Source organism: Psychrobacter raelei, from assembly GCF_022631235.3.
GTDB lineage: Bacteria > Pseudomonadota > Gammaproteobacteria > Pseudomonadales > Moraxellaceae > Psychrobacter > Psychrobacter raelei.
In genome coordinates this window covers 1,841,242-1,862,472 of record NZ_CP093310.2, presented here as the reverse complement: position 1 = coordinate 1,862,472, position 21,231 = coordinate 1,841,242, and the positions used below count along the sequence as shown (strand labels likewise).

General features: G+C 42.5%; 16 protein-coding genes, 2 tRNA genes and 2 pseudogenes. 5 read left to right on the top strand and 15 right to left on the bottom strand.

Going from position 1 to position 21,231, the window contains the following annotated elements; all coding sequences use genetic code 11:
* Positions 1 to 45 precede the first annotated feature (45 nt).
* The 3 genes from MN210_RS07870 to MN210_RS07860 form a co-directional block, all read right to left on the bottom strand.
* Positions 46 to 1,203 (bottom strand): siderophore-interacting protein, encoded by a 1,158-nt coding sequence (locus MN210_RS07870; RefSeq protein ID WP_338412001.1) that lies wholly within the window; start codon positions 1,201 to 1,203, stop codon positions 46 to 48.
* 148 nt (positions 1,204 to 1,351) lie between these two features.
* Entirely contained in the window at positions 1,352 to 3,025 is a 1,674-nt protein-coding gene (locus MN210_RS07865; protein WP_338412000.1) for a multidrug ABC transporter permease/ATP-binding protein, read from the bottom strand.
* Positions 3,026 to 3,238: 213 nt separating this feature from the next.
* Positions 3,239 to 4,330, bottom strand: coding sequence for a TonB-dependent receptor (locus tag MN210_RS07860; protein WP_338411999.1), 1,092 nt, complete (start codon positions 4,328 to 4,330; stop codon positions 3,239 to 3,241).
* 58 nt (positions 4,331 to 4,388) lie between these two features.
* On the opposite strand from MN210_RS07860, the gene MN210_RS07855 reads away from it, so the two are divergent.
* Entirely contained in the window at positions 4,389 to 5,495 is a 1,107-nt protein-coding gene (locus MN210_RS07855) for an RNA-guided endonuclease InsQ/TnpB family protein (protein ID WP_338411998.1), read from the top strand.
* A gap of 14 nt (positions 5,496 to 5,509) precedes the next feature.
* Here the strand turns inward: MN210_RS07855 and MN210_RS07850 are convergent.
* From MN210_RS07850 to MN210_RS07805, 10 genes and pseudogenes are all read right to left on the bottom strand, one after another.
* Positions 5,510 to 5,842 (bottom strand): annotated as a pseudogene (locus tag MN210_RS07850) (TonB-dependent siderophore receptor); the annotation flags it as partial.
* Between the two features lie 140 nt (positions 5,843 to 5,982).
* Complete coding sequence (locus MN210_RS07845) at positions 5,983 to 7,176, bottom strand: sugar transporter (protein ID WP_041773334.1); 1,194 nt, start codon at positions 7,174 to 7,176, stop codon at positions 5,983 to 5,985.
* Between the two features lie 597 nt (positions 7,177 to 7,773).
* Positions 7,774 to 9,024, bottom strand: coding sequence for an APC family permease (locus MN210_RS07840; protein WP_338411996.1), 1,251 nt, complete (start codon positions 9,022 to 9,024; stop codon positions 7,774 to 7,776).
* Between the two features lie 104 nt (positions 9,025 to 9,128).
* On the bottom strand, positions 9,129 to 9,539 hold the full coding sequence (locus MN210_RS07835) for an Lrp/AsnC family transcriptional regulator (RefSeq protein WP_338411995.1): 411 nt from the start codon (positions 9,537 to 9,539) through the stop codon (positions 9,129 to 9,131).
* Positions 9,540 to 10,323: 784 nt separating this feature from the next.
* Entirely contained in the window at positions 10,324 to 10,563 is a 240-nt protein-coding gene (locus MN210_RS07830; RefSeq protein ID WP_338411994.1) for a hypothetical protein, read from the bottom strand.
* Positions 10,559 to 10,953, bottom strand: a pseudogene (locus MN210_RS07825) (homocysteine S-methyltransferase family protein); the annotation flags it as partial. The pseudogene MN210_RS07825 and the gene MN210_RS07830, both read right to left, overlap by 5 nt.
* Before the next feature lie 288 nt (positions 10,954 to 11,241).
* Positions 11,242 to 11,565: a hypothetical protein gene (locus MN210_RS07820; RefSeq protein ID WP_110816685.1), complete on the bottom strand. Its 324-nt coding sequence runs from the start codon at positions 11,563 to 11,565 to the stop codon at positions 11,242 to 11,244.
* Between the two features lie 622 nt (positions 11,566 to 12,187).
* Positions 12,188 to 12,263 (bottom strand) — tRNA-Asp (locus MN210_RS07815).
* 38 nt (positions 12,264 to 12,301) lie between these two features.
* Positions 12,302 to 12,377: transfer RNA gene (locus MN210_RS07810), tRNA-Val, on the bottom strand.
* A 213-nt stretch (positions 12,378 to 12,590) separates the two neighbouring features.
* Positions 12,591 to 13,025, bottom strand: coding sequence for a COG4315 family predicted lipoprotein (locus tag MN210_RS07805; protein WP_338411993.1), 435 nt, complete (start codon positions 13,023 to 13,025; stop codon positions 12,591 to 12,593).
* Between the two features lie 385 nt (positions 13,026 to 13,410).
* On the opposite strand from MN210_RS07805, the gene MN210_RS07800 reads away from it, so the two are divergent.
* Together MN210_RS07800 and MN210_RS07795 are read left to right on the top strand one after the other, a co-directional pair.
* Positions 13,411 to 13,959: a cysteine hydrolase family protein gene (locus MN210_RS07800; protein ID WP_011960720.1), complete on the top strand. Its 549-nt coding sequence runs from the start codon at positions 13,411 to 13,413 to the stop codon at positions 13,957 to 13,959.
* 205 nt (positions 13,960 to 14,164) lie between these two features.
* Entirely contained in the window at positions 14,165 to 15,100 is a 936-nt protein-coding gene (locus MN210_RS07795) for a lantibiotic ABC transporter permease (protein WP_241878138.1), read from the top strand.
* Positions 15,101 to 15,109: 9 nt separating this feature from the next.
* Here the strand turns inward: MN210_RS07795 and MN210_RS07790 are convergent, their stop codons facing one another.
* Positions 15,110 to 16,060, bottom strand: a complete 951-nt coding sequence (locus MN210_RS07790) for a WG repeat-containing protein (RefSeq protein WP_338411992.1) — start codon at positions 16,058 to 16,060, stop codon at positions 15,110 to 15,112.
* Between the two features lie 385 nt (positions 16,061 to 16,445).
* Between MN210_RS07790 and MN210_RS07785 the strand changes: the two genes are divergently transcribed.
* On the top strand, positions 16,446 to 18,779 hold the full coding sequence (locus tag MN210_RS07785) for a TonB-dependent siderophore receptor (RefSeq protein WP_338411991.1): 2,334 nt from the start codon (positions 16,446 to 16,448) through the stop codon (positions 18,777 to 18,779).
* An 80-nt stretch (positions 18,780 to 18,859) separates the two neighbouring features.
* On the opposite strand, the gene MN210_RS07780 is transcribed toward MN210_RS07785, so the two are convergent.
* A complete protein-coding gene (locus tag MN210_RS07780) occupies positions 18,860 to 19,909 on the bottom strand; it encodes an alpha/beta hydrolase (protein WP_338411990.1) in 1,050 nt (349 codons plus the stop codon).
* Between the two features lie 223 nt (positions 19,910 to 20,132).
* On the opposite strand from MN210_RS07780, the gene MN210_RS07775 reads away from it, so the two are divergent.
* Positions 20,133 to 20,906: a hypothetical protein gene (locus MN210_RS07775; RefSeq protein WP_338411989.1), complete on the top strand. Its 774-nt coding sequence runs from the start codon at positions 20,133 to 20,135 to the stop codon at positions 20,904 to 20,906.
* The last annotated feature ends 325 nt before the right edge of the window (positions 20,907 to 21,231 follow it).

Here is a 21,231-nt window from a genome sequence, read left to right as displayed (position 1 = left end):
GAGAAAACAACCTGTATCAAACAGATATTATTTGTTTGGTGATTGTTAGTCTTGACGCCAATAGCCTTTGACTATCATAGCTGAGCGATCTAAGTTTAGTGTTGGTTTTAATAAGGCTCTTAATGCCTTGCTGGTAGAAGTCTCTAGGGCACCCCAAACTTTCTGTATATGAATCGGATTGCTCTTTAGATGCTGAGTTAAGGTATGCGCAATCAGCTCAGCTAAAGGCGCGCCTTGAGCCAAATCAGCATTCATTACAGGCAATACAGTCAAGGCATCATCTATTAGCGGATTGGCTTGTCTGTCTTGTAAGTAGGCCTGGTCAGCGGCTTTTTGAGTGATATAAATGATAAGGGGGGCGATAGGGTTCTGCCATAGCTCAAGCAGTCTTGCCACCGTCGGTATCGAGGTCTCATCTGCTATCAATAAGCTTTGCCCTTGCTGTAAATGGGCGATGTTCTCCGGTACTTCTCGCTTGGTTTTGACCGTATCTTCAGGTGTTAATGCAGCTAGCCACTGAGCGCCCAATGTCTCTCCGTGCAAAAACACATCAACCCAAGCTTCCTCATCCCCTGTTGTTGGGTTTGTAGACACCTTGCGCAGGGTGTAGTAACGATGCGTACGCTGGGCGGCGGCGGTATCGCTATTAGAAGCGGTCTGTAACGATAGGTTGTGGCTTAAATCAAATAAATACGCATACCCTGCTTCAGAGACAGGAAAGCAGCTGTTATCAGAGGCGGCGGCAGGCGCGCTTAGTAGCAAGCGATACATATTATCGGTAACAGCAAAACCTGATTTTACCTGAAACAATTTTTCTGCAAGTATGATGGTCTTTTTTCGAAGCTTTTTATCCGCTTGTTGCTTTAACGCAATGTACTGATACTGTAGCTCATTTAAATGCGCAATGACCTCAGGAAAAGCAATAAAGTAGTGAGTATCGCTTTGGGGGGCATCACTTGCTAAGCTTGGTAGGGCTGAGACTTGAAGGCCAATACCTTGGGCATAAATATCAACTAACCTAACGTCATGTTGCTTAGGGGAGAGGTCGGTCAGCGGCGTGAACGCTTTGATAAATCCAACCAGCTCGCTGAAGTGCTCCTCATTGATATGGTCGATGATACGCTGTTTTTCTTCCCCCTCAAGTGCCGTATATTTTAAATCGTTGGGGGTTAAGTCAGGTTCAGGCATTAAAACAGCAGCCATAAGTCACTCCAATATTTGCTAAACTCACATAAATAATATCTAATGATAATAGTTTTCATTATTATTTGCGAGCAAAATTCAGCTTAATTTTTAGTGCCATTTTTAGTATCAGTACAAGAGCAAGCACCGAGACAAATTTGCCGCTCTTTTACAACATAGAGATGGCATCGGTGCTGGCCTGCTTTCTTTGTTCTGGGTCAAGCTCCACAAGCTTGCCTTGTTTCATAAGTAGTAGGCGGTCGGCATGCTCAAAGTAGCTGTCGTCATGACTGATAATAAATAACGTTTTACCCAAAGCTTTTAGCTCAGGAATTAAGTGTTGATAAAACACTCTGCGAAAGGCTGGGTCTTGATCGGCGGCCCACTCATCGAGTAGCAAAATGTCTTTTTGTTCAGCCACGGTGGTTAGCATGGCCAGACGCTTACGCTGGCCTTGCGACAGCTTATCTGTTGAGAGCTTATCGCCATCGATACTGACTTTGTTTTGTAGTTGCAAGCGGTGCTGCCAGTGCTGTACCAAGTCCATGTCTACGGCGTTGCCGTCTTTGCCAATCAGCTGTTTGAAGATATGCTGATCACTAAAGATGGCTGAAAAAAGCTGGCGATATTGAGCACGGTTGGCCTCGGTGATTAAGCGGCCATCAAGAGTCATTTCGCCACTTGTCGGAGCGAAGATGCCCGTAAGTACTTTGGCCAGTGTGGATTTGCCACTGCCGTTTGAGCCTATCAAAAACACCACATCGCCTTTGTTTAAGGTCAAATTTACCTGCTTTAAAATCAAATCTTGGCTTGAGTACTGATAATCTATATTGCGCAGGGTTAGGGTCTGCCAAGCTTTATTGGCTGTGGGGCTGATAAATTCAGGCTGATATTCAGCCAGTTGTAAAGATTGGATTTTATCAAGCGCCACTTGCGCCGTCTGTAGGGTGGGGTAGGCGCCGACCGCATGCAGAATCGGCGACTGCATAAACAGCAAGGTCAATGCAAAGGTGGTGGCCACCCCAAGCGATAAACCAAGGTAGCTGGCCACAGCGAAGATAACCCCAATGGCTGCAAACATCATGATATTTGACCAATTCACGGCAGATAAATGATAAGTATCGGCCTTGATAATGGTTTTTTTGTAGGCCTTAGCATGGCCAACAAGGTCTTGCGTGTATAACTGCTTGGCGCGCTGCTGGTTGAGCGCCAGCTCCTTGCGCCCTTCAATAACGGACTGATAATCTTGATAAAGCGCGTCATTAATATCGCGAATGTGGGTGAGGTTTTGGTAGACATGTTTTACCAATAAAGTGCTTATCCATATGGTCAAAGCAATCCACAGCATAATAATCAGCAATAAGGGCCAAGACAGACTGCCCAGATATAAAGACACGGCCACTGCCAAAATAATACCCTGTACCAGCTCCGGCATTCTGACAAAGGCTGTGGTTAGGGCTTGGATATCAGTCGATAAGCTGGCCATGAGCCGGGCACTGCCTAAGTTATCTACCTGTGCTACGGGTGTGTCTAAAATTTGCTTAACCAGCTGAGTACGCAACTGATAAACAAACTGATGACCCAAGCAGGTTAGGGCGTATTGCGACGCAAAAGAGGTCAGCAGTAGCAGCAGTACCATGGCCAAAAATTGAGCGAAGCTTTGCCAAGATAATGCCTCAAAAATCTGACCACTTAAAAAGGTGTGATTGATATAAGCAATGATGCCCACACTGACCGCTGCATTTATAAGATTGAGGACAATGACTTTAACAAAACCCAAGCGATATTGAGTCCAGATAAGGGTATACAGGGAGGAGGTGGGCGGTGGTGAGATAGCAGACATAGTAACTCGATAAGTAACTTGTGGGTAACAGAAGGAGGCATAACGCCTATTTAGGCTAGGCATGGGCTTTGTGGTAACAACAGCCCTATATAATCAATACCTATATAATGAATAAAAGGGAGTAGGCGTGACCTAATCCCTTTTATGAAGTGCTCAGTGCGCCGCCTGACACATAAGTCTGGTGCTCATGTGTCTATGGTAGGGCAGCGACCACTAGAAATCAAAAGTCGCTGACACTTTAACTGCGGTAGGCTCGTTAGCACTAAGATAACCCATTTCACTACCTGCATATTTCCCTACCGACCAGTAATCTTCACCCGTCACATTGCTCACCACACCTTTTAATGTCATATCTTGCTTGCCTAACTTAGTGCGGTAGCGGGCACCTAAGTCTAAGGTGGTGTAGCTATCAACTTTTAGGGTGTTGGCCGCATCGGCATAACGGCTGCCGGTATGAATCACATCACCAGTTAAAGTTAAGCCGGAGACAGAGGCAACATCATATTCTAAATTGAAGTTACTTTGAAGCTTAGGAATACCAATCACGCGTTTACCATCGAATACTTGTGAGCCGGTATCAGTCTGTTTAGCGTCTAAGTAGCTCACCCCCGCGTTAAAGCGTAAGTTCTCAGCTGGGCTACCAAACACAGTAAGCTCAACACCTTGATGGCGGTTTTCACCCGCTTCTACAAAGGTATTGGCATCATTCACGTAAGCACGCGGCTGCGTCGTGTGATATATCGCAAGGCTACTGCCCACGGTACCGTTGTCATACTTTAAACCAATCTCAGATTGCTTGGACACATAAGGTGATAAGGCTTCACCAGCATTTGTCACTGGTTTATTTGCTGATTCAGCAGGCGCAGTCTCACCTTTACTTAAGCTTTCGATATAGTTGCCATACACCGACCAGTCTTTATTGGGCTGATAGACTAAGCCAACGCTTGGGGTCCATTCACTGTCATCATAATCTGAAGTTTTGACTTGAGTACTATAGTCATAGCTGCGGGTTTCGATGTTTTGATGGCGCACGCCCAAGGTAGCTTTTAATTTATCATCCATCAAGCTAATGGTGTCTGCTAGCGCCACGCTGGTGAACTGGGTCTCAGAAGCAAGCCTTGGATCACTTAAGTTACCGCCATAGACAGTAGTATCAGTCCAACTATTATCTTTATGAGCGGTCGGACGATACAAGTTGGTGGGCAGTTGATTGCCATAATCAAAGGCATAAGCCCCTTTTTCTTCTTTATCACCGGTCGCTGTAAAACCACCCACTTCAGGGGGTGGATATAAGGCGACACACACTGTCGTGATCAGTACTTAAAGTATTGCAAGTTAAAATTAACCTCGCCATACTAACCCTATGAAAACCCTCAAGCTACGCATCAAAGACAAACATGCAAACCAGCTAAACAAACTAGCTGGGAGTGTTAACTATGCGTGGAACTATGTTAATGCGTTAAGCTTTGAGCATTTAAGACGCACAGGTAAGTACTTTTGGGCCTATGATTTAAGCCAATACACCAAAGGCAGTGGTGAGTATTTAGGCTTGCACTCGCAAACCTTACAAGCTATCAATGAAACTCACGCCAAATCTCGTAAACAGTTTAAAAAAGCCAAACTCAATTGGCGAACCAACCGACCCGATGCCAAACGCAAATCGCTTGGTTGGATACCCTTTAAAAAATCAGCCATCAAGTATCTACATACCAGACAAACAGGTAAAAAAGCACTGAAATCAACCATACAGCTATCGCTCTGTAAAGGTCAAAAGCTTATCATAGACGTATTCGATAGCTATAATCTAAGCCTATATCAAATCAACACGCTTGAGATAGTGCAAGACAGCCGTAATCGTTGGTATGCCTGTATTACCGTCAAAGATTTTCCTAGACAAGCAAGTGGCAAAGGCAGCGTTGGTATTGACTTAGGCTTAAAGGAATCTGCTACCACATCAAACGGTGATAAGCTGACAACTAAACAAACGCAAAAGTGGGCGAATAAATTAGCAGTAGCCCAGGGTGCAAACAATAAAAGCCGGGTAAAGGCAATCCATGCCAAGATCAAAAACTCAAGATTAGATGCCATACACAAATTCACCACCCAATTAGTTAAGGATAATGCCTTGATTGTGGTTGGTGATGTTAAATCACGCTCATTTACCAATTCGATGACCAAACTGGCTAAATCGACATACGATGCAGGATGGTTTGAACTCAAAAGACAACTGGAATACAAATGCAAGCATGCAGGTTGTCAGTTTGAGATGGTAAATGAGAGTTACACTACCCAGACCTGCTCGTGCTGCCTTAAAATAAGCGGTAGTAGTCCAAAAGGTAGAGCAGGTCTTGGAATAAGAGGATGGAGGTGTGCTGAGTGTGGCACATGGCATGATAGAGATATCAATGCTGCTAAGAACATCCTTGCGGTCGGGCTTGACCGTCTAGTTGTAGGAATCCCCTCGGTTTAGCGAGGGGAGGAAGTCAAATACTCATTGGTATAAGCGGTGGTCGAAAAAGGGGTGTCCATGATATCTTGGTTGCCCAGTAGCCCAACACGGCTACCAGTGGCCACTTGTCCACCCTCATAGGCGACGGGTAAGCCTTGTGCCGAAGCGTCAGCGCTCGTAGTAACGACAATAGAGTCAAACATAGCACTTGGTGGCGTCTCAGTAGCTTCATCAGTTTGCGCTAGGGCCAGTGGACTGCCGCCTAGCAAGAATACAGATGCTGATAGACAGTACAAAGGCTTAAAAGAGCCTGCGGTGTAAGTATGATGAATGTGTAATAATGCTGAGGATAGACGAGACAGTTGCATGAAAGTTTCCAGCCTGTTAGTGAAAGTGCTTATTATAATGTGAATGATTTTCATTACAATAAGTTTTACACAGACAAGCTAAAATTTTTTTGTCATTAACTAAGCCGTCATTAAGACAGGTTTCACTGACTTAAAAATAACTAAGATGCCCGTAAAGCGGGGAAGCGCTTAATCATAAATGCTACCAGCAATAAGGCGATTAGACTAATCACCGCGCCAACATAGCCCACACTGGATAACGAGATGTGGGTCACTGCATAACCGCCAAATAAGGCGCCAGTACCAATACCTAAGTTAATAATGCCTGAGAACATAGACATCAACATATCTTGGGCATGCAGATCCACCATAAGTACTTTGGCCTGCATAGAGATGATTAACAGCATTAATGCCGTGCCCCATAACAAGGCATTAAGGCTAAGCGCCCAGATAGAGTTGACCGCCAATAACAAGGTAAGCATAGACACTAGCATGACTATGATAGAGCCCAGCATCAATAAGGTGCTGTGTCTGTCTCCCCAGCGGCTAAATAAGATACTACCGATGATGCCTGCGCCCCCGAATAATAATAATACAAAGGTTGCCAAGTTCTCACTAATTGAGCCAATTTCACGCATAAAAGGTTCGATATATGAATAGGCGGTATAGTGGGCGGTAAATACGGTAAAGATAAGCAAGTACAGACAGACCAAAAGTGGGTTTTTTAGCAGTTCTGGCACTTTTCTAAAAGAGCCTTTAAACATGCTAGGCAATGACGGTAGTAGCTTAGCTTGTAATAAGCAAACCACCAGTGCCACAATGCCTATGCCGCCAAAAGTAGTACGCCAGCCATACCACTGTCCGATTACTCGGCCCAAAGGAACACCCAGTACCATAGCCAAGGAAGTGCCGGTTGCCACCACGCTTAAGGCGAAGGCTTTTTTGCCTTCAGGCGCCACTCGAATGGCAATAGCTGCGGTGATTGACCAGAATATAGCATGAGAAAAAGCGATACCCACTCGGCTAATTAATAAAACATTAAAACTCCAAGCAAATACGGATAGCGCATGACTGACGATAAATAATGCAAAAATACCCAGTAATAGCTTTTTGCGTTCAAGCTTACTGGTGAGTAGCATTAATGGCAGCGACATGGCCGCCACAATCCAGGCATATAAGGTGAGCATCCAGCCGGTTTCGGCGGTGGTGATGGAGAAGTCTTTGGCAATATCGCTTAATAAAGCCACAGGCACGAATTCAGTGGTATTCATAACAAAAGCACTGATGCCCATTAATAGGACTTGAATATATTGAGTTCGGCGAGACAGGGTATCTGCCTGAGAGGTATGTGTCATAAAATCAAATACAAAAAGGGGCCAATTACTAATAATTAGCCTAAAGAAGAATAGTTTTAATTAAGAAAAATGCTGCTAAATCTAACAGATAGAGATGAAGGATGACAAGATAACAAGTTAAGCCCCTAAATTAAAGGGGCTTTTTGCTATCATTGCTCACTCTTTAGGTTTATCACCTATTAAAACAGGCGCAAACACCGTCTAAGATGGGGGCTGTAGTGTCTGCTGGCTGTCATTAAGTGTTTACATTAGTAATTATTTATATATGCTTTCTAAATACTGCTGAAAATATATAGCTTTATATCATACGGAGCAAGTTTTGTTTAATACTCATAGAATATGAAAGTATTGTATCCATAAATATCCTAAATTATAAGATACTAAAAGATTAGATAGGTTAGAGTTTCAATCCACGCACGAGTGATTGGGTGCGAACGCAATAGCTTCTTTCTCTCTAAATCCAGATGGTTTCAATCCACGCACCCGTGATGGGTGCGAAAGTGTAGTTTAGCGTTTTTATAAAGCGTAATTGAGTTTCAGTCCACGCACCCGTGATGGGTGCGAACAATGCAAGTACATTTTTTTAATAGTGAAAACTTAAAGCCTGACTCGTAATTTGAGTTGTCTGAAATGAAAAATACTGGCTACTATAACTAACCCTAAAGGATAAACAAAACTCACGCCTGCAACCTGTAAAACTGCAATTACGATAACCAGCACACTACCAGCAATACATTTAACCCAAAGCTTTTGGGTCAGTACAAATAATGAAGCACCTGCAATACCATATAAAATCAGAAAATTTTGACCTGATAGTGCCATTAATGAGTCCAGATTAGCTACTGTTGATAAGTCTAATAACACCCCAATCAATAAAGCTGTCATAACCACGACTAATGCTCGTCTAGGTATACCATTTTTAATATCAGCTAACACACTCGGTAAAATCGTATCTCTACCCAATGAATAAACCAAACGAGATATTGCCCATATTGCACCGAAAAGATTGGCAAAAACTAATAATGTTGCGACAAAGGCAACTATGACGCTGCCATTACTTCCTAAAACTGGGTAGATAAGCTCTATAAATGGAGACTTAAAGCCTGTTTGCATATGAGAGTTTTGCACCACCCATGCAATCGCCAAGTAAAAAACTGAGGCAATACCAAAAGAGAAAATCATTGCTAAAGGAAAATCGCGCTCAGGGTTTCTGAACTCTTCGGCAGAATGAGATCCCACCTCCCAACCCGTAAACGCAAAGAAAATCATCATAAAGGGAAGAAAGATAATGTCTATATCAAAGCTATTTTGTTCTATAAAGCTATAACCTTCATTAGGGTCAACATTCAAGCCTATAAAAGAGATAATAAGCAATATCAATAAAATTACAATGACACTTGAACCAATGACTCCTAATACTTTGGACACCTTATCTATTGAGATTACGTTAAGCAAGGTCGCTAGAATAATCATACTAGAGGCATAAAAATGCACTGAAAAAGGTAATACTGAATTCAAATAATGACCACCTGTTAAAGCAACAGCGGGTAAGCCTAAAACCACAGCACCTAACAGTAAAAAAGCGGCTACTTTTTGCATCCAACTGCCAAACGCCTTATAAGCGTAATGAGATATACCACCCGCATCGGGATAATATTTGCCCAAAATAATAAATACGGACACCAAAGGTAATGCAACGACAATACACAGTAACCATGTTAATAAAGCACTGATTCCAACTTGTTCAAAAGCCAGTCCTGGTATAACCAATAACCCAGCACCAACAACAATATTTAAAAATAATGCCGTACCTGTAAAGGCATTTAACGTTTGTTTTAATTCACTCATAACCTATCTCATTTGTCGTTTAGATAAATAATAGGTTATTAGACTATGAGATTAAATCTTCAAAACGCATGTTTGGTGGTGCAATAGGTGCAAAGAAGCATGCATTATGTAAAAATATTTACCACCAAGTTGGTTTTAACCATAGCAACTTCTTCTAGTTGACTTAGCGCTTCATGCGCTTGAGAGACTTCTTTTGCATCATCAAAGTCTATATTAATAATTAAATCCAACTCACCACTGATTGAAATGGCAGAATTAAAAAAGTATTCTTTTTCGAAATGCCTAATCACATCTTTGCATCTAAAGCCTTCAGCTACCTTTACAAAAAATAAAACAGGCAATTTTTTTTGTTTCAACTGTACGGTAAATTTACTAATCTCACCACTATTGACCAGCTCATCAATACGCTTAGCGACTACGGTACGAGAACGTCCCACCTTTTGAGCAATTAAGCTGACGGGTATTCTGGAGTTTTCTTTTAATAGCATGATGATGTTTTTATCTATGTCATCCATGTTTAGTCCTAATGGCAAAGTATTTATAGATTACCAAATTATTTATCCACTAAGGATAACTTATTTTACGGTGATAAGAGTAGTTCTTAACTTGATAATTAAGGTACAGGGCAGGATTAATTATTTTGAGCACTAATTGATTAGGTTAACATCTTTTTAATATAAATTTTATTTTTTAGTATAGCTAAAGTGTTTTTTTAGCAATATATTCGGACGGCTTTTAGTTCTCATATTTGAATTAATAGGTTAGTATTAATGAACACCATCCACCCTCATATTTTTCTCAACTTCGGTCAAAAAATGGTCACCCCAGTCTATAAATAGCGTCACCAAGCATTTGATCACCATAGTTTAACTTAATGTATTATTATAAAAATTTAACAGAATTTTATTGCTTAAACCTTCAGTAACTAATACTAAAATTAATTGTGACTGGCTTAAGCTGTGACTTTTATTTTCGTGAAAGTACTGTTAATAAAGGTTTTGAGGCATAGTAGAAGAGCCATCACCAAAAAAAGCCAAACTAGGGGAAGTTTGGGGTTGAAACTTTAGCATTTAATAAACGCCAATTAAGTTTTAAATATGACACAGTGGACAGGACTCGAACTCGCGATTGGGTGCGAAATTAGGCGCTTAGAGGATATAGTATACCGTAACGTTTCTCAGAAAATCCCCTTTAAGGGATTTTCTCTTGCGTGAGCAAGGATAAGCAAGGGTTTGGGAAACCCTTGTCCGAAGCGCAAGGGGAGAGCTATGCTCGAGCTGTAAATTGCAGTGCAATTTTTTAACGCTTCTCACCACGCACCCGTGATGGGTGCGAAAAGGCCACAAGGTTTGGCGAGGGGGCAGACGATGTTTCAGTCCACGCACCCGTGATTGGGTGCGAATAATTGCCGCTGTACACACCATCAATCTCCATTGTTTCAATCCACGCACCCGTGATAGGGTGCGAATTTTTGGGTGACAGAGCTTGGTGATAGAGCTGAGTTTCAATCCACGCACCCGTGATAGGGTGCGAAGACATACGGGCGCAACCCTGTAATTAAGGGCGTGGCAATATATTCTACCTGTTCAGCTTGGAATAAATCTGCTCGGTAGGAGCCAAATAAAGGAGGAATAGAGCCGGCTACTTTGGTGGGTGTATTTTCTAATTCGACAGCAGCGCGGGCCATTTCTCCTGCTGAGGCTGCTAAATCTTGAGCGTGCTTAGCAAAGCGCGCCTCGCCAATATGAAAGAGGACAAGCGCATAGCTATTGGTGGTATAACGCCAGCACCGCTTCGAATAAAGTCACGATGCACATCACGTACAATCTCTGGCGCTTCTATCATAGCCAGTGCTGACCATTCAGGTTGGCGAAATGGTGCGCCGCGTTTGGCAAGCTCTCTGCCCATACCCCCATCAATAATTGTAATTGCCTTAACTGACATCATAATCTCCTTTTTATTATAAATAGTGGAACCTGCGTAGGCGCGGCACTTGATGGTGCCTTAGTGGTAACATGACACAGGAGGCCTTTAATTGTAATCGACTCAAGAAAAAAAATATATTAAGCGTCAAGATACTAGGCGTAATAACAGACAGATGCAACCAAAAATTTACCAAGCTTGCGCTTGGTATTTGATGGCATCATTTTTTATTTTGGCAGCTAGGGAGTGGGGTTGTCGGGGTAGGGAGTGAGACTTGTCGGTTTGGGCAGGTGTCTAATGCTCAGGCAGACTCTCAATAGTATCAAACCCATCTTTAGTACCAAAGTATAAAGCTTGGGTTTGGTTGTCTCTATAAAATCTAAGCTCTTTGCCTTTATGATCGGTCATGGTGAATTCTTGTAATAGCTTTTGCCAGTGTGCCATCTTCTCATCGATATTGTGATTTCTGGCGAAAGTAGGCTTTAGAATATAGGTGATGTCCTCAGCTTGTTCTTGAGATAACAAATTTATTATTGTTTTGTGTTCGGTCAGATGACGGCAGATTCTTTCTACGTCTTCTATAGACTCTTTACTGTCTGTCAATTTAATAATTAACATGGCGGTGTATCCTTATACTTACAGTTTAAAGGCTTGAACTTGTAGATATTATATCATTTGCTCTGAAAAAAGCGTTAAGCGTTACAGGTTAACGCATAAGAAGCTACTAAGGTGCACTTTACTTTAGATTCGACCCGCATCACGGCGGTTATTTCTGAGCTGTATTTTTTTAAATAACAGTTACAACATTAATCGAGATATATTTGAGCCAAGGGTAGACTGACCCCGGTCGTCAAATCCGCACACCTAAATTTGAGAGGTTTTAATTAAGCAGCTTGACGGTAAGGGTGAATTTGGGATCAGTTAGCATAACCAATTTTTAACAACTTTGGTCACAAAATGGTCACCATTTGGTCACTGAGCGATTGGTCACCGTAGACTAGCTTAATTAGTAACTAATAATTAGTAATTAGGATTAATTAACAATCATTTCTTAAACCAAATTCAAGCCAGTACTTACTAAATTAAAAGCGGAGAGAGTTTGTCTGAATCTCTAAAACTACGATGAGACTGTATAGATAAAGGGATGAAAAGAGGTAAGTCTAGAACCAATAAACACAAAAAAACCTCAAGTATAAATACTTGAGGCTGAAACTTTGTTTTAAACACTAAGTTTTAAATATGGCGCAGCGGACGGACTCGAACCCGCGACCCCCGGCGTGACAGGCCGGTATTCTAACCAACTGAACTACCGCTGCTTAGGTCGATTAGCAAGTTTAAACACTAACTAATATAGTGGTGGGTGATGACGGATTCGAACCGCCGACATTCTGCGTGTAAGGCAGACGCTCTACCAACTGAGCTAATCACCCTGAATGTAGGAGCGTATTATATAGAATATTTCCAAGGTGTCAAATATATTTTTTATAGTGATTTTTGTCAGCTAATTTGACCATAAAAAATGCTCGAACAAAAATTAATTTGTACGAGCATCCATAATACTAGCGTCTTCTTTAGTGGGTTAAATAAACTTAGTGGGTTAAAAAACTCGCAAACATAGGCTAAGTTGTTCGATGATAAAATAATTATTGAGCTTTGATAACATCCCAAGCGCCAAATTTACCATCACCATTTTTATCACCTGGCTTGGTATCATTCGCATAGAAGTACAAAGGCTTACCATTCATTGCCCACTGATATTGATCATCATCACGCTTGATTGTGGTCAATTGACCCTTAGTCATTGAAGCTTTAGGCGCTAAAAAGGCAGGCCATGCAACCAGACATACTTTGCCACAATTAGATTTGTTAAGATCGTCTTTGTCATAAGTATATAGGGTCATATGGTTGGTTGAGTCTACTAATACACCATTCATTTTGGTGACAGGAGATGAGTTGTTTTGCATGCTATGTACGTCATGCGTACCTGTTGTGTCTTCACCGGCGACATTTTTTAGAGTAGTACAGCCTGTAAAAGCCATGCTGCCAGCTACCAAAGCGGTAAGTAATAAAGCTTTCATAATGATATCCTTGAATGAATTAAAATTGTTTTACATCCTATAAATGCCGGCATTAAGAATTTAATAATTCAGTTTTTAACGCTGTATTGGAAAGATACCAAATGGCTTTATTGATTTGATAGTACAGGATAAGCAGTTAAGAAAGCGTTAAGTTTTTGTAGGTTTTTAGGTGTGGTTTAAGAGACGCACAGATCACCAACAGATTGCGCCGGCCAACTACGGCTGCTATCTGGTGCGTTTATAGACCACCCTACCAGTTTCAACAGTGGGTTTTGGTTCAGATGTCGTTATTGACCTGTTATGTGTCCATATAGACACTCGTTAGTTTAGCGCTGTGCTTGTATGATAGAGACTCACACTTAATTTAAAAAAAAGAGAAACGACTATGAACCCACAAGCCCTTATCGTTGTAGATATCCAAAATGAGTATTTTGAGCAAGGTAAACTGCCGCTGGTAGGTATCAATGCTGCTGCAGATAAAGCAGCTTTGGTGATTGAGTCTGCCAGACAAAAAGGTCATACCGTTATCCATGTTCGTCATGAGATGCCCTCGGCCGATGCGCCAATTTTTACACCTGGCACTGAGGGTGTGGCCATTAATGACAAGGTAAAGCCTATAGATGGCGAGACGGTTATTGTGAAGCATTACCCCAACTCTTTTCGTGAGACCTCTCTTAAGACTTTGCTAGATGAAGCGGGTATAACGCAGGTAACGGTGATTGGTGCGATGAGTCATATGTGTATTGACGCCACGGTCCGCGCCGCCGTAGATTTTGGTTATACCACCACCACAATCCATGATGCCTGTGCCACCCTTGATCTTGAGTTTAAGGGTACCAAAGTTCCAGCAGCTCAGGCGCATGCCACCATTATGGCTGCTATTGAATTTTTGTATGGTGAAGTGATTGATGCCCAGACCTGGATTGAGCGTTAATTTAACCGGTATGTCAGGGCTGTTTTGGGGTGTCACTTAGGATTATGCACCAAAACAGTGATAGGGTTTGTAACCTAATGAGAATCACTGTATAAAGTAGGGTCTAAAAATAAGAATTGCTTAGACCTTACTGCTGTTTTGATGTGTATCACACAGGCAGTAGGCTAAATAAGCGTTGATGAATATACGTTTTAGGAACAAGGCCATGCTTCGTTTTATTGCGCGTCATAGCACCTTAATTATGCCACTTTGCGCAGTTGTGGGTTTTATTTTCCCAAGTTTATCCAATGCGGTATTGGCCTATTTGCCTGAAGTGTTGTTCTTCTTGATGTTTTTTACGTTGCTGGGTATTGATCAATACGCATTAGTCAAGCGCATTGCAACAAGCTATGTGTGGGGCTTTGCTGTATTTCAAAGTGCGGGCATGAGCCTAATACTGGTGTTCATAAGTTACCTGCTGGGTGTGCGAGGTGATTTGCTGTTGGCCATTGCTGGGCTTGGTGCCACAGCGCCTTTATTTGGCAGTGGCGCACTGGTCAATGCGGTGGGGTTTGATGCTCAGCTGGCTATGGCAAAGACCATTGCCGCTACCTTGGTAATGCCGTGTGCGCTACTGGGTGTATTGTGGGCGTTAGGGGATAAACATGCTCATTTAGATCTGGCGACTTATGTCAAGCGCTTGGTGGTGTATATAATCATGCCGATGGGCTTGGCTGTGCTGGCACGCCGCTTCATTACCCCCACCATTTTATCCCGCTATTATCCCAAAATTGGACAGTTCAATATCTTACTGCTCATGCTTTTTCCGCTGGGGCTCATGGCAGGGTTTCGAGGTACCTTTGATCAAGATCCGTGGCAGGCGCTATCTTTATTAGCGCTTAGCTCTGTATTGGCATTATTGTTTTATTTCAGCGCTTACGTTATCTATCGGCGCTTTGGCTATGAGAATGCCATTGTCGCAGCCATAGTATGTGGTGGGCGTAATGTGTTACTGGCTTATACTATTACCGTTCCGTTTATGGGTGCTTTGTTTTTACCATTATTAGGCGCCTTTCAGTTGCCGGCGTTTTGCTTACCACTGCTTGGTAAATATATGGTCAAGCATCATAAGCAAAACGCGCATTTGCAAGAAAGTAGATAGAGCGTGGCCTTAACGATAAAGATCTGCTTGTGCATCATACCAGTCTGAGAAGACTTTCTTTTTAATGACCTTGCCTTGGGTGTTAAGGGTATAGCGGGTTACAGAGCCATTGTTGCCGACGTTATACATGTTGATAATGCCATTTTCATAAACCCCGCCATCTACATCCATAGCGTCGCCTTCAGGTTCGATATAGGCATTGTCATAAATAGGTGGCACAATTACCTTGCCTGTTTTATTAATAATGCCCCATTTGCCATTTTCATAATCACCGACTCGAACAGCAGCTAAACCTTGCGAAAAAGGCATCGCAGCATCCCATCTAGCACTGACTACCACCTTACCGTTAGTATCGATAAAGCCTGACTTTCCTTGACCCCATGGCTCTGTGCTAAACTTCGCCAAACCATCAGAATAGTCCTCTAGATCATTGAATTTGAAGGGGATAACGGTTTTGCCAGATTTATCAATTACCCCGCATTTGTCATTCTTACAGACGACAGCACGAGCTTTATTAAAGTCGCCAGCTTTTTGATATTGATAAGGAAGAACCAGTTTTCCAGCTTTATTCATATAGCCATATTTACCATCTTCGCCCATAGGCCCGTCTTTATAGACTGCTACTACACCTTCGTGGAAATCTCTAAAGATGATACTTGGATAGAACATCTGGGTATCAAGCTTAACGGGAATGACTAATTTGCCTAACTCATTGATATAGCCGGTATAGTAGGCATCTTTATCAGGGTTGTTCGCAGATTTACCCACGTATGCCATACCGTCTGAGATATCACCACAAAAATCATATTTGGCCGGCACGACCACTTGGCCTTTCTCATTTTTAAAGCCACAAGCATCGTCGTTTGAAAAGGATTTTAATGTGGCAGAAGCTGGGATGGTAAGGCTTAGGCAGGTTAGTGCTAGGGTTAAGGTGGCGGCTTTTTTTATCACAGTATTCATTGGTTATCATCCTTGGACATAATTATGGGAATGTTATTTAAGCTTAGATTTAATATCTATTTAATTATCCATTGTTTTTAGCCGAGATTCAAAAAAAATTTAAGTTTTATCATAAACAATAAAGCTAATGATAATGATTACCATTTGCAATATTACAAAAATGTTGCTAAAGTATGCCTGCTTTATTATCAAACAGTTACCATTTTTTCTGTTCTATACAGTGGGATGGTGGACTGTCTTGAGAAAATTGTGGGTATCAATACGCTATTATTTCAACTGACTTTTACTTATCTTGCTACAGTCTAAGCACAGGGTAAGCGATCGCAATCTAACGGTATTGTTGAAAAGTATTGATAGTATCTAAGTGCGATTAGGATTGTCATTTATGCCAACATTGTCCGCTTTCTTTGAATCAAAAAACCTCTACTTAAAACAACGAGCTCATTTAATTACACCAAAAGCACTGCTTAGCCTGAGTATTGCCTCTATCCTTAGTACCACATCTTATGCGGCTGAAAGCGATAACCTTACGGTGCAGCAAGCTGACGTTCAACAAACCGCTGACGCACAAGACACACCTTCTGCTGAGTTTGACGCTATTGTGGTGAAAGCGGCTCGTGAGGAGCTTGAACAAGCTGCCGGTCTATCCGTTATCAGTGAAGAGGCTATTAAAAAAGCATCAGTCTCTAATGATATCGCAGAAATTGTACGTAAGATGCCGGGCGTTAATCTGTCAGGTTCTTCAACTTCCGGCCAGCGGGGTAACCAGCGCCAGATTGACCTACGCGGTATGGGACCTAACAATACTTTAATTTTGATTGATGGTCGCCCTGTGACTTCTCGCAATGCAGTTCGACCTGGTAGAGCCAGCGAACAAGACACACGCGGTGATTCTCAATGGGTGCCGCCAAGTGCTATCGAACGTATTGAGGTATTACGAGGTCCTGCTGCAGCCAGATATGGGTCTGGTAGTATGGGCGGTGTCGTGAATATCATTACCAAATCTCCCACAAAAAAAGAATTCTCAATCACGGGCCATTACGAGTCTCCAGAGAGTGACTTGGAAGGCAAAGACTGGCGCACCAATATAAATATGGCAGGTCCGTTAAGCGATAAGCTGTCCTTCCGTACCACACTTGGCTACCACGATAGCGACGGGGATGATCCTTATATCAATGCCAAGGATGCACAAATTGTGGAGGGGCGTGATGGGCCATCAGCCTCTGTGGCGGCCGGTGTTGAAGGCGTTGAGAATATAGATGTGCGTCAGCTTTTCGAATATGCCGTAGATGCCATGAATACTGTCGGGGTTGAGGTGAGCTATAGTACTCAAGACAACCACTGGGCAGGTGATTCGCAGTTTCAAAACGTTAATGATACTTTAGTGGATTTATTGGCCGGTGACTCTACCAATAAGATGCGCCGCTATGGTGCAGCCTTCACCCATCGCGGCAATTACGATGATGCCCGTAGCAATAGTTATCTAGAGTTCAGTCGTACCGATAATGAGCGCTTGGCTGAAGGTACTGCAGGTGGTGTTGAAGGACAGATTCAAACGCCGCCTGAGGGAGAGGGCTTTAACTGGAAAAAAGCGACCTATGATACGCTAAATGCCAAATCAGAGTGGGATATCTTTTATGACAACCACACCTTAACTGCAGGCGCTGAATTTCGGGGCGAAAAGCTAAATAACCCCTGGGTATCTGAGCTGACGTTTGATGATGGCTTTGCTTTTGGCGATGTAGAAACCGACCCTGCTAAGCGCGATCCAAAGTCGGATGCTTATTTGATTGGTGCTTATATAGAGGATAACTATCAACTCACTCCAGATTGGTATGTGACTCCTGGACTACGTTATGACTATCATAGTGAGGCCGGTAGCAACTGGTCACCGAGTCTAAATACTACGTGGCATTTTAGCCCCAATTGGTCTGTAAAGGCAGGGATAAGTCGCGCTTTCAAGGCGCCAGATCTATACCGATTAGACCCCAACTATATTTATTATACAAAGGGTAATGGCTGTCCTTCTTGGGTGCCTACCGATCAACGAGGCTGTCAGGTACTGGGTAACTCAGAGCTTGAGCATGAGACCTCTTGGAACAAAGAGCTGACGTTTACTTATGAAGATGGTACAGGTCTCAATGCCGGCTTAACCTATTATCATAACGCTTACGATAACCGTATTGGCGCTGGTATCAACCGAGTAGCAGTAGACTCAGCTACTAAGCGCTCTGTCTTCCAGTGGGAGAACCAAGGAAAGGCGATTATTGAAGGGCTAGAGGGCTTTGTCAAAGTCCCTGTGACAGATAATATCTTATGGTCAACCAACCTAACTGGTAATATTCGCTCAGAGCGTAAAGACAATGGCGAGCCTCTATCGTTAATTCCTAAATATACGGTGAACTCCAATATAAACTGGGACATTACGCCTCGCTGGAATGCTGATTTTGGTGTCAGCTATTATGGCGCTATTGAAGCCCCTGAAGTCTCTGTCACGACAGGCGATGAGCTGACTACCTTGAAGTTAGACCGCGAGCCTTATGCGTTAGCTAACATCAGCACCCGCTATAATTTAACCGATATGATCACCGTGGGTGCAGGCATCAAAAACCTATTTGACAAGCAAATCATGCGTGAGGGCACAGGAACCAATGCCGGTGCTCGAACCTTTAATGAGCCAGGCCGAGCTTATATATTTGATGTCAGTTTTGATTTTTAGTCGTTAAAAGTCAGCTGTTAATGGAATAAAAAGATCTGGACCACGTGTTCAGATCTTTTTTTTATGATAGCAAGAAGGTGTCAAAAGCGCTGTAAGCTGTCAAGCAGGGAGGTGGTAAATAACTCTCCATGCGACTCATTATAAAACTGATAGCTCGCGTTATTTTGAAACATGGTACAGATATTATTGGCAAACTCATTTTTATCTAGGCCACTGACAGCGGCTGTGCTCGCTGTGGAAGTATTAGCGACAGGCGCATCTTGCTGCTGTGATTGACTAAAAGTAAGTCGTAACTGCTTGGTTGTTGAGAGGGTAGATAGCTGCGTTGTAGGCTGGTTTTGAAACGCCTGCCAGTACTGAGTCATCTCACCATCTTGCCACCATAATGAGGGATCTGCACTAAAATACTGCTGGTAAGACTGGGGATGCTTAAATAAGGTATATAACACAAAAAGACCACCATAAGAGTGCCCCCAGATCGCCTCCTGTGTCGGCTTATTGCCCAGCTGCTCATAGACCCAAGGTTTTATCTCTTGTTCAATAAGCTCATAAAACTGCTCTGCACCGCCATTTAATCGCGCTCTACCTTTTTCTTGAAATGCCTTACTGCTATTAGCGCTGCTTTGTTTTTGCTCATGAGTGTCATCAAATAAAGGCGGCGTGTAGTCATAAGCTCGGGCATCCACATCAAACCGATAGGGCGTCTGATAACCAATAAAGACTAAGGCTGGGGCCATATTGCTTGATTGAGCCTGAGATAAAGCGTGCAGTGTCTCTTGGTCTAAATCATCAATAGCAGCATTGCCATCAAGCATATACAGTACTTTGGTCGCGGCGCTTAAACACTCTTGGGAGGGTGACAAGCTTGGTTGGCAAGGAACAGCCAGCCATACTCGATAATGACGAGGCTTGGCATAAGCTTGTATCGCGGCCAAATTATCTTGCTGTGAGGTCTTAGGGGCTACTGCGCTAAAATCACGATAGACAAATTTATATCCTGTATCTTTTGCACTGAGCAGCGTCATATCTGTTGTCTGTGTTAAATCTGGCTTGGCATGGCTGGGCGTCATTGCTGCTCCTAAAACCGCCATCATCATTGCTATCGATCGGTTGGCTTGCGTTGTTGACATGAGTAATCCTTCAAAAGATTTAACCTATCTGGCAACAACCCAGCTATCTAATAAGGTTAGGGGCGCTGACATCCAATAGAGTCAAAAATAATAACTTTAAGCTGCGTAGAGAGTTGACAATCTGTAACATTATAGTAATAATAAAACAAATGATAATAGTTATCAATATCATTTGTTTTGGGACGTTTTTATGTTATAACCCCTTTTTTTATGAGACTAAAATATGTTAACAACACCACACTCAGGTTATCGCAATACGCTACTGTCTGCTGCGTCACTCTTATCTATCGCTTTCTTATCTCTAGGAGCCGCTGGATGTCAAAGTACGACATCCGTAGTGAGCGATGCGCCTGTCGCAACCTCTACGACTATGACCCATGGGATAATGAGTACGCAAAGCAGTTATAAAGACACGCGTTATTTGACCATTGATGGCAAGGATTATCCTGTTTACGAAAACTCTGCCCGTATCGTGGTTAATAAGGCGAAGAACTCACCAGAATTGGTGGCAGATATTTTTGATGGAAAAGCAGAGTCTGCAGTACCAGGCTATAAAGTTATGTTCATAGTGCGAACCAACTCAGTAGCAGCAGAAGGTAGAAAGCTGGATAATGGGCAGGTTATTGAGAATCGAATGATTCACCGTGGTAGCAAGTCCTTGGTGGGTATTCCTGTGGTAGATGGTCAAGCAAAACTTGATCAAGCGCAGTTGTTAGATTTCGATATTATTTATGATGATGTCAATAAGGACTTAGCAGCAGGAGAGGTGGTCAAACCACGCGGCCAAAAACTTACCAAAGCAGATGCGCCAGTTACTAATAAACAAGTAACCATACGCTCATTAACCCTACCCAATATCGCCAGTGGTGAAAGTGCAGGGGGCGGGGTGGACTTTGAGGCCAGTGCTACAGTAGCCGGTAAGCAGATAAAAACTGGGGCAAATAGCGCTTTTAATATCTTCTATACCGTTGACAGTGATAACGCTAGAGGATTCTAGTAATTGATTCGCTCATAAAAGGCTCTGACTTGATTGTATTAGGTCAGAGCTCTTTTTTGGTCCAAAGCATGGTTTAGTTTGACCATGCCAAACTCACTTTTTTATCAAAGCATTCAATCAGTAATTTTCTAAAGTGGGCTCAACGTCAATAAAGCTCATTATATATCCTCTATTATCAAAATATCCTTATGGGTCTTTCTAATATAAATTAGAAAATAAACGACATCTGCTGACGCAAATTTTAAAGATAAACTATTTTATTTTTGCAATTTTTGTTATCTTGAATTATATCATTACATCCTATATGGGTTTTATGACAACGTGT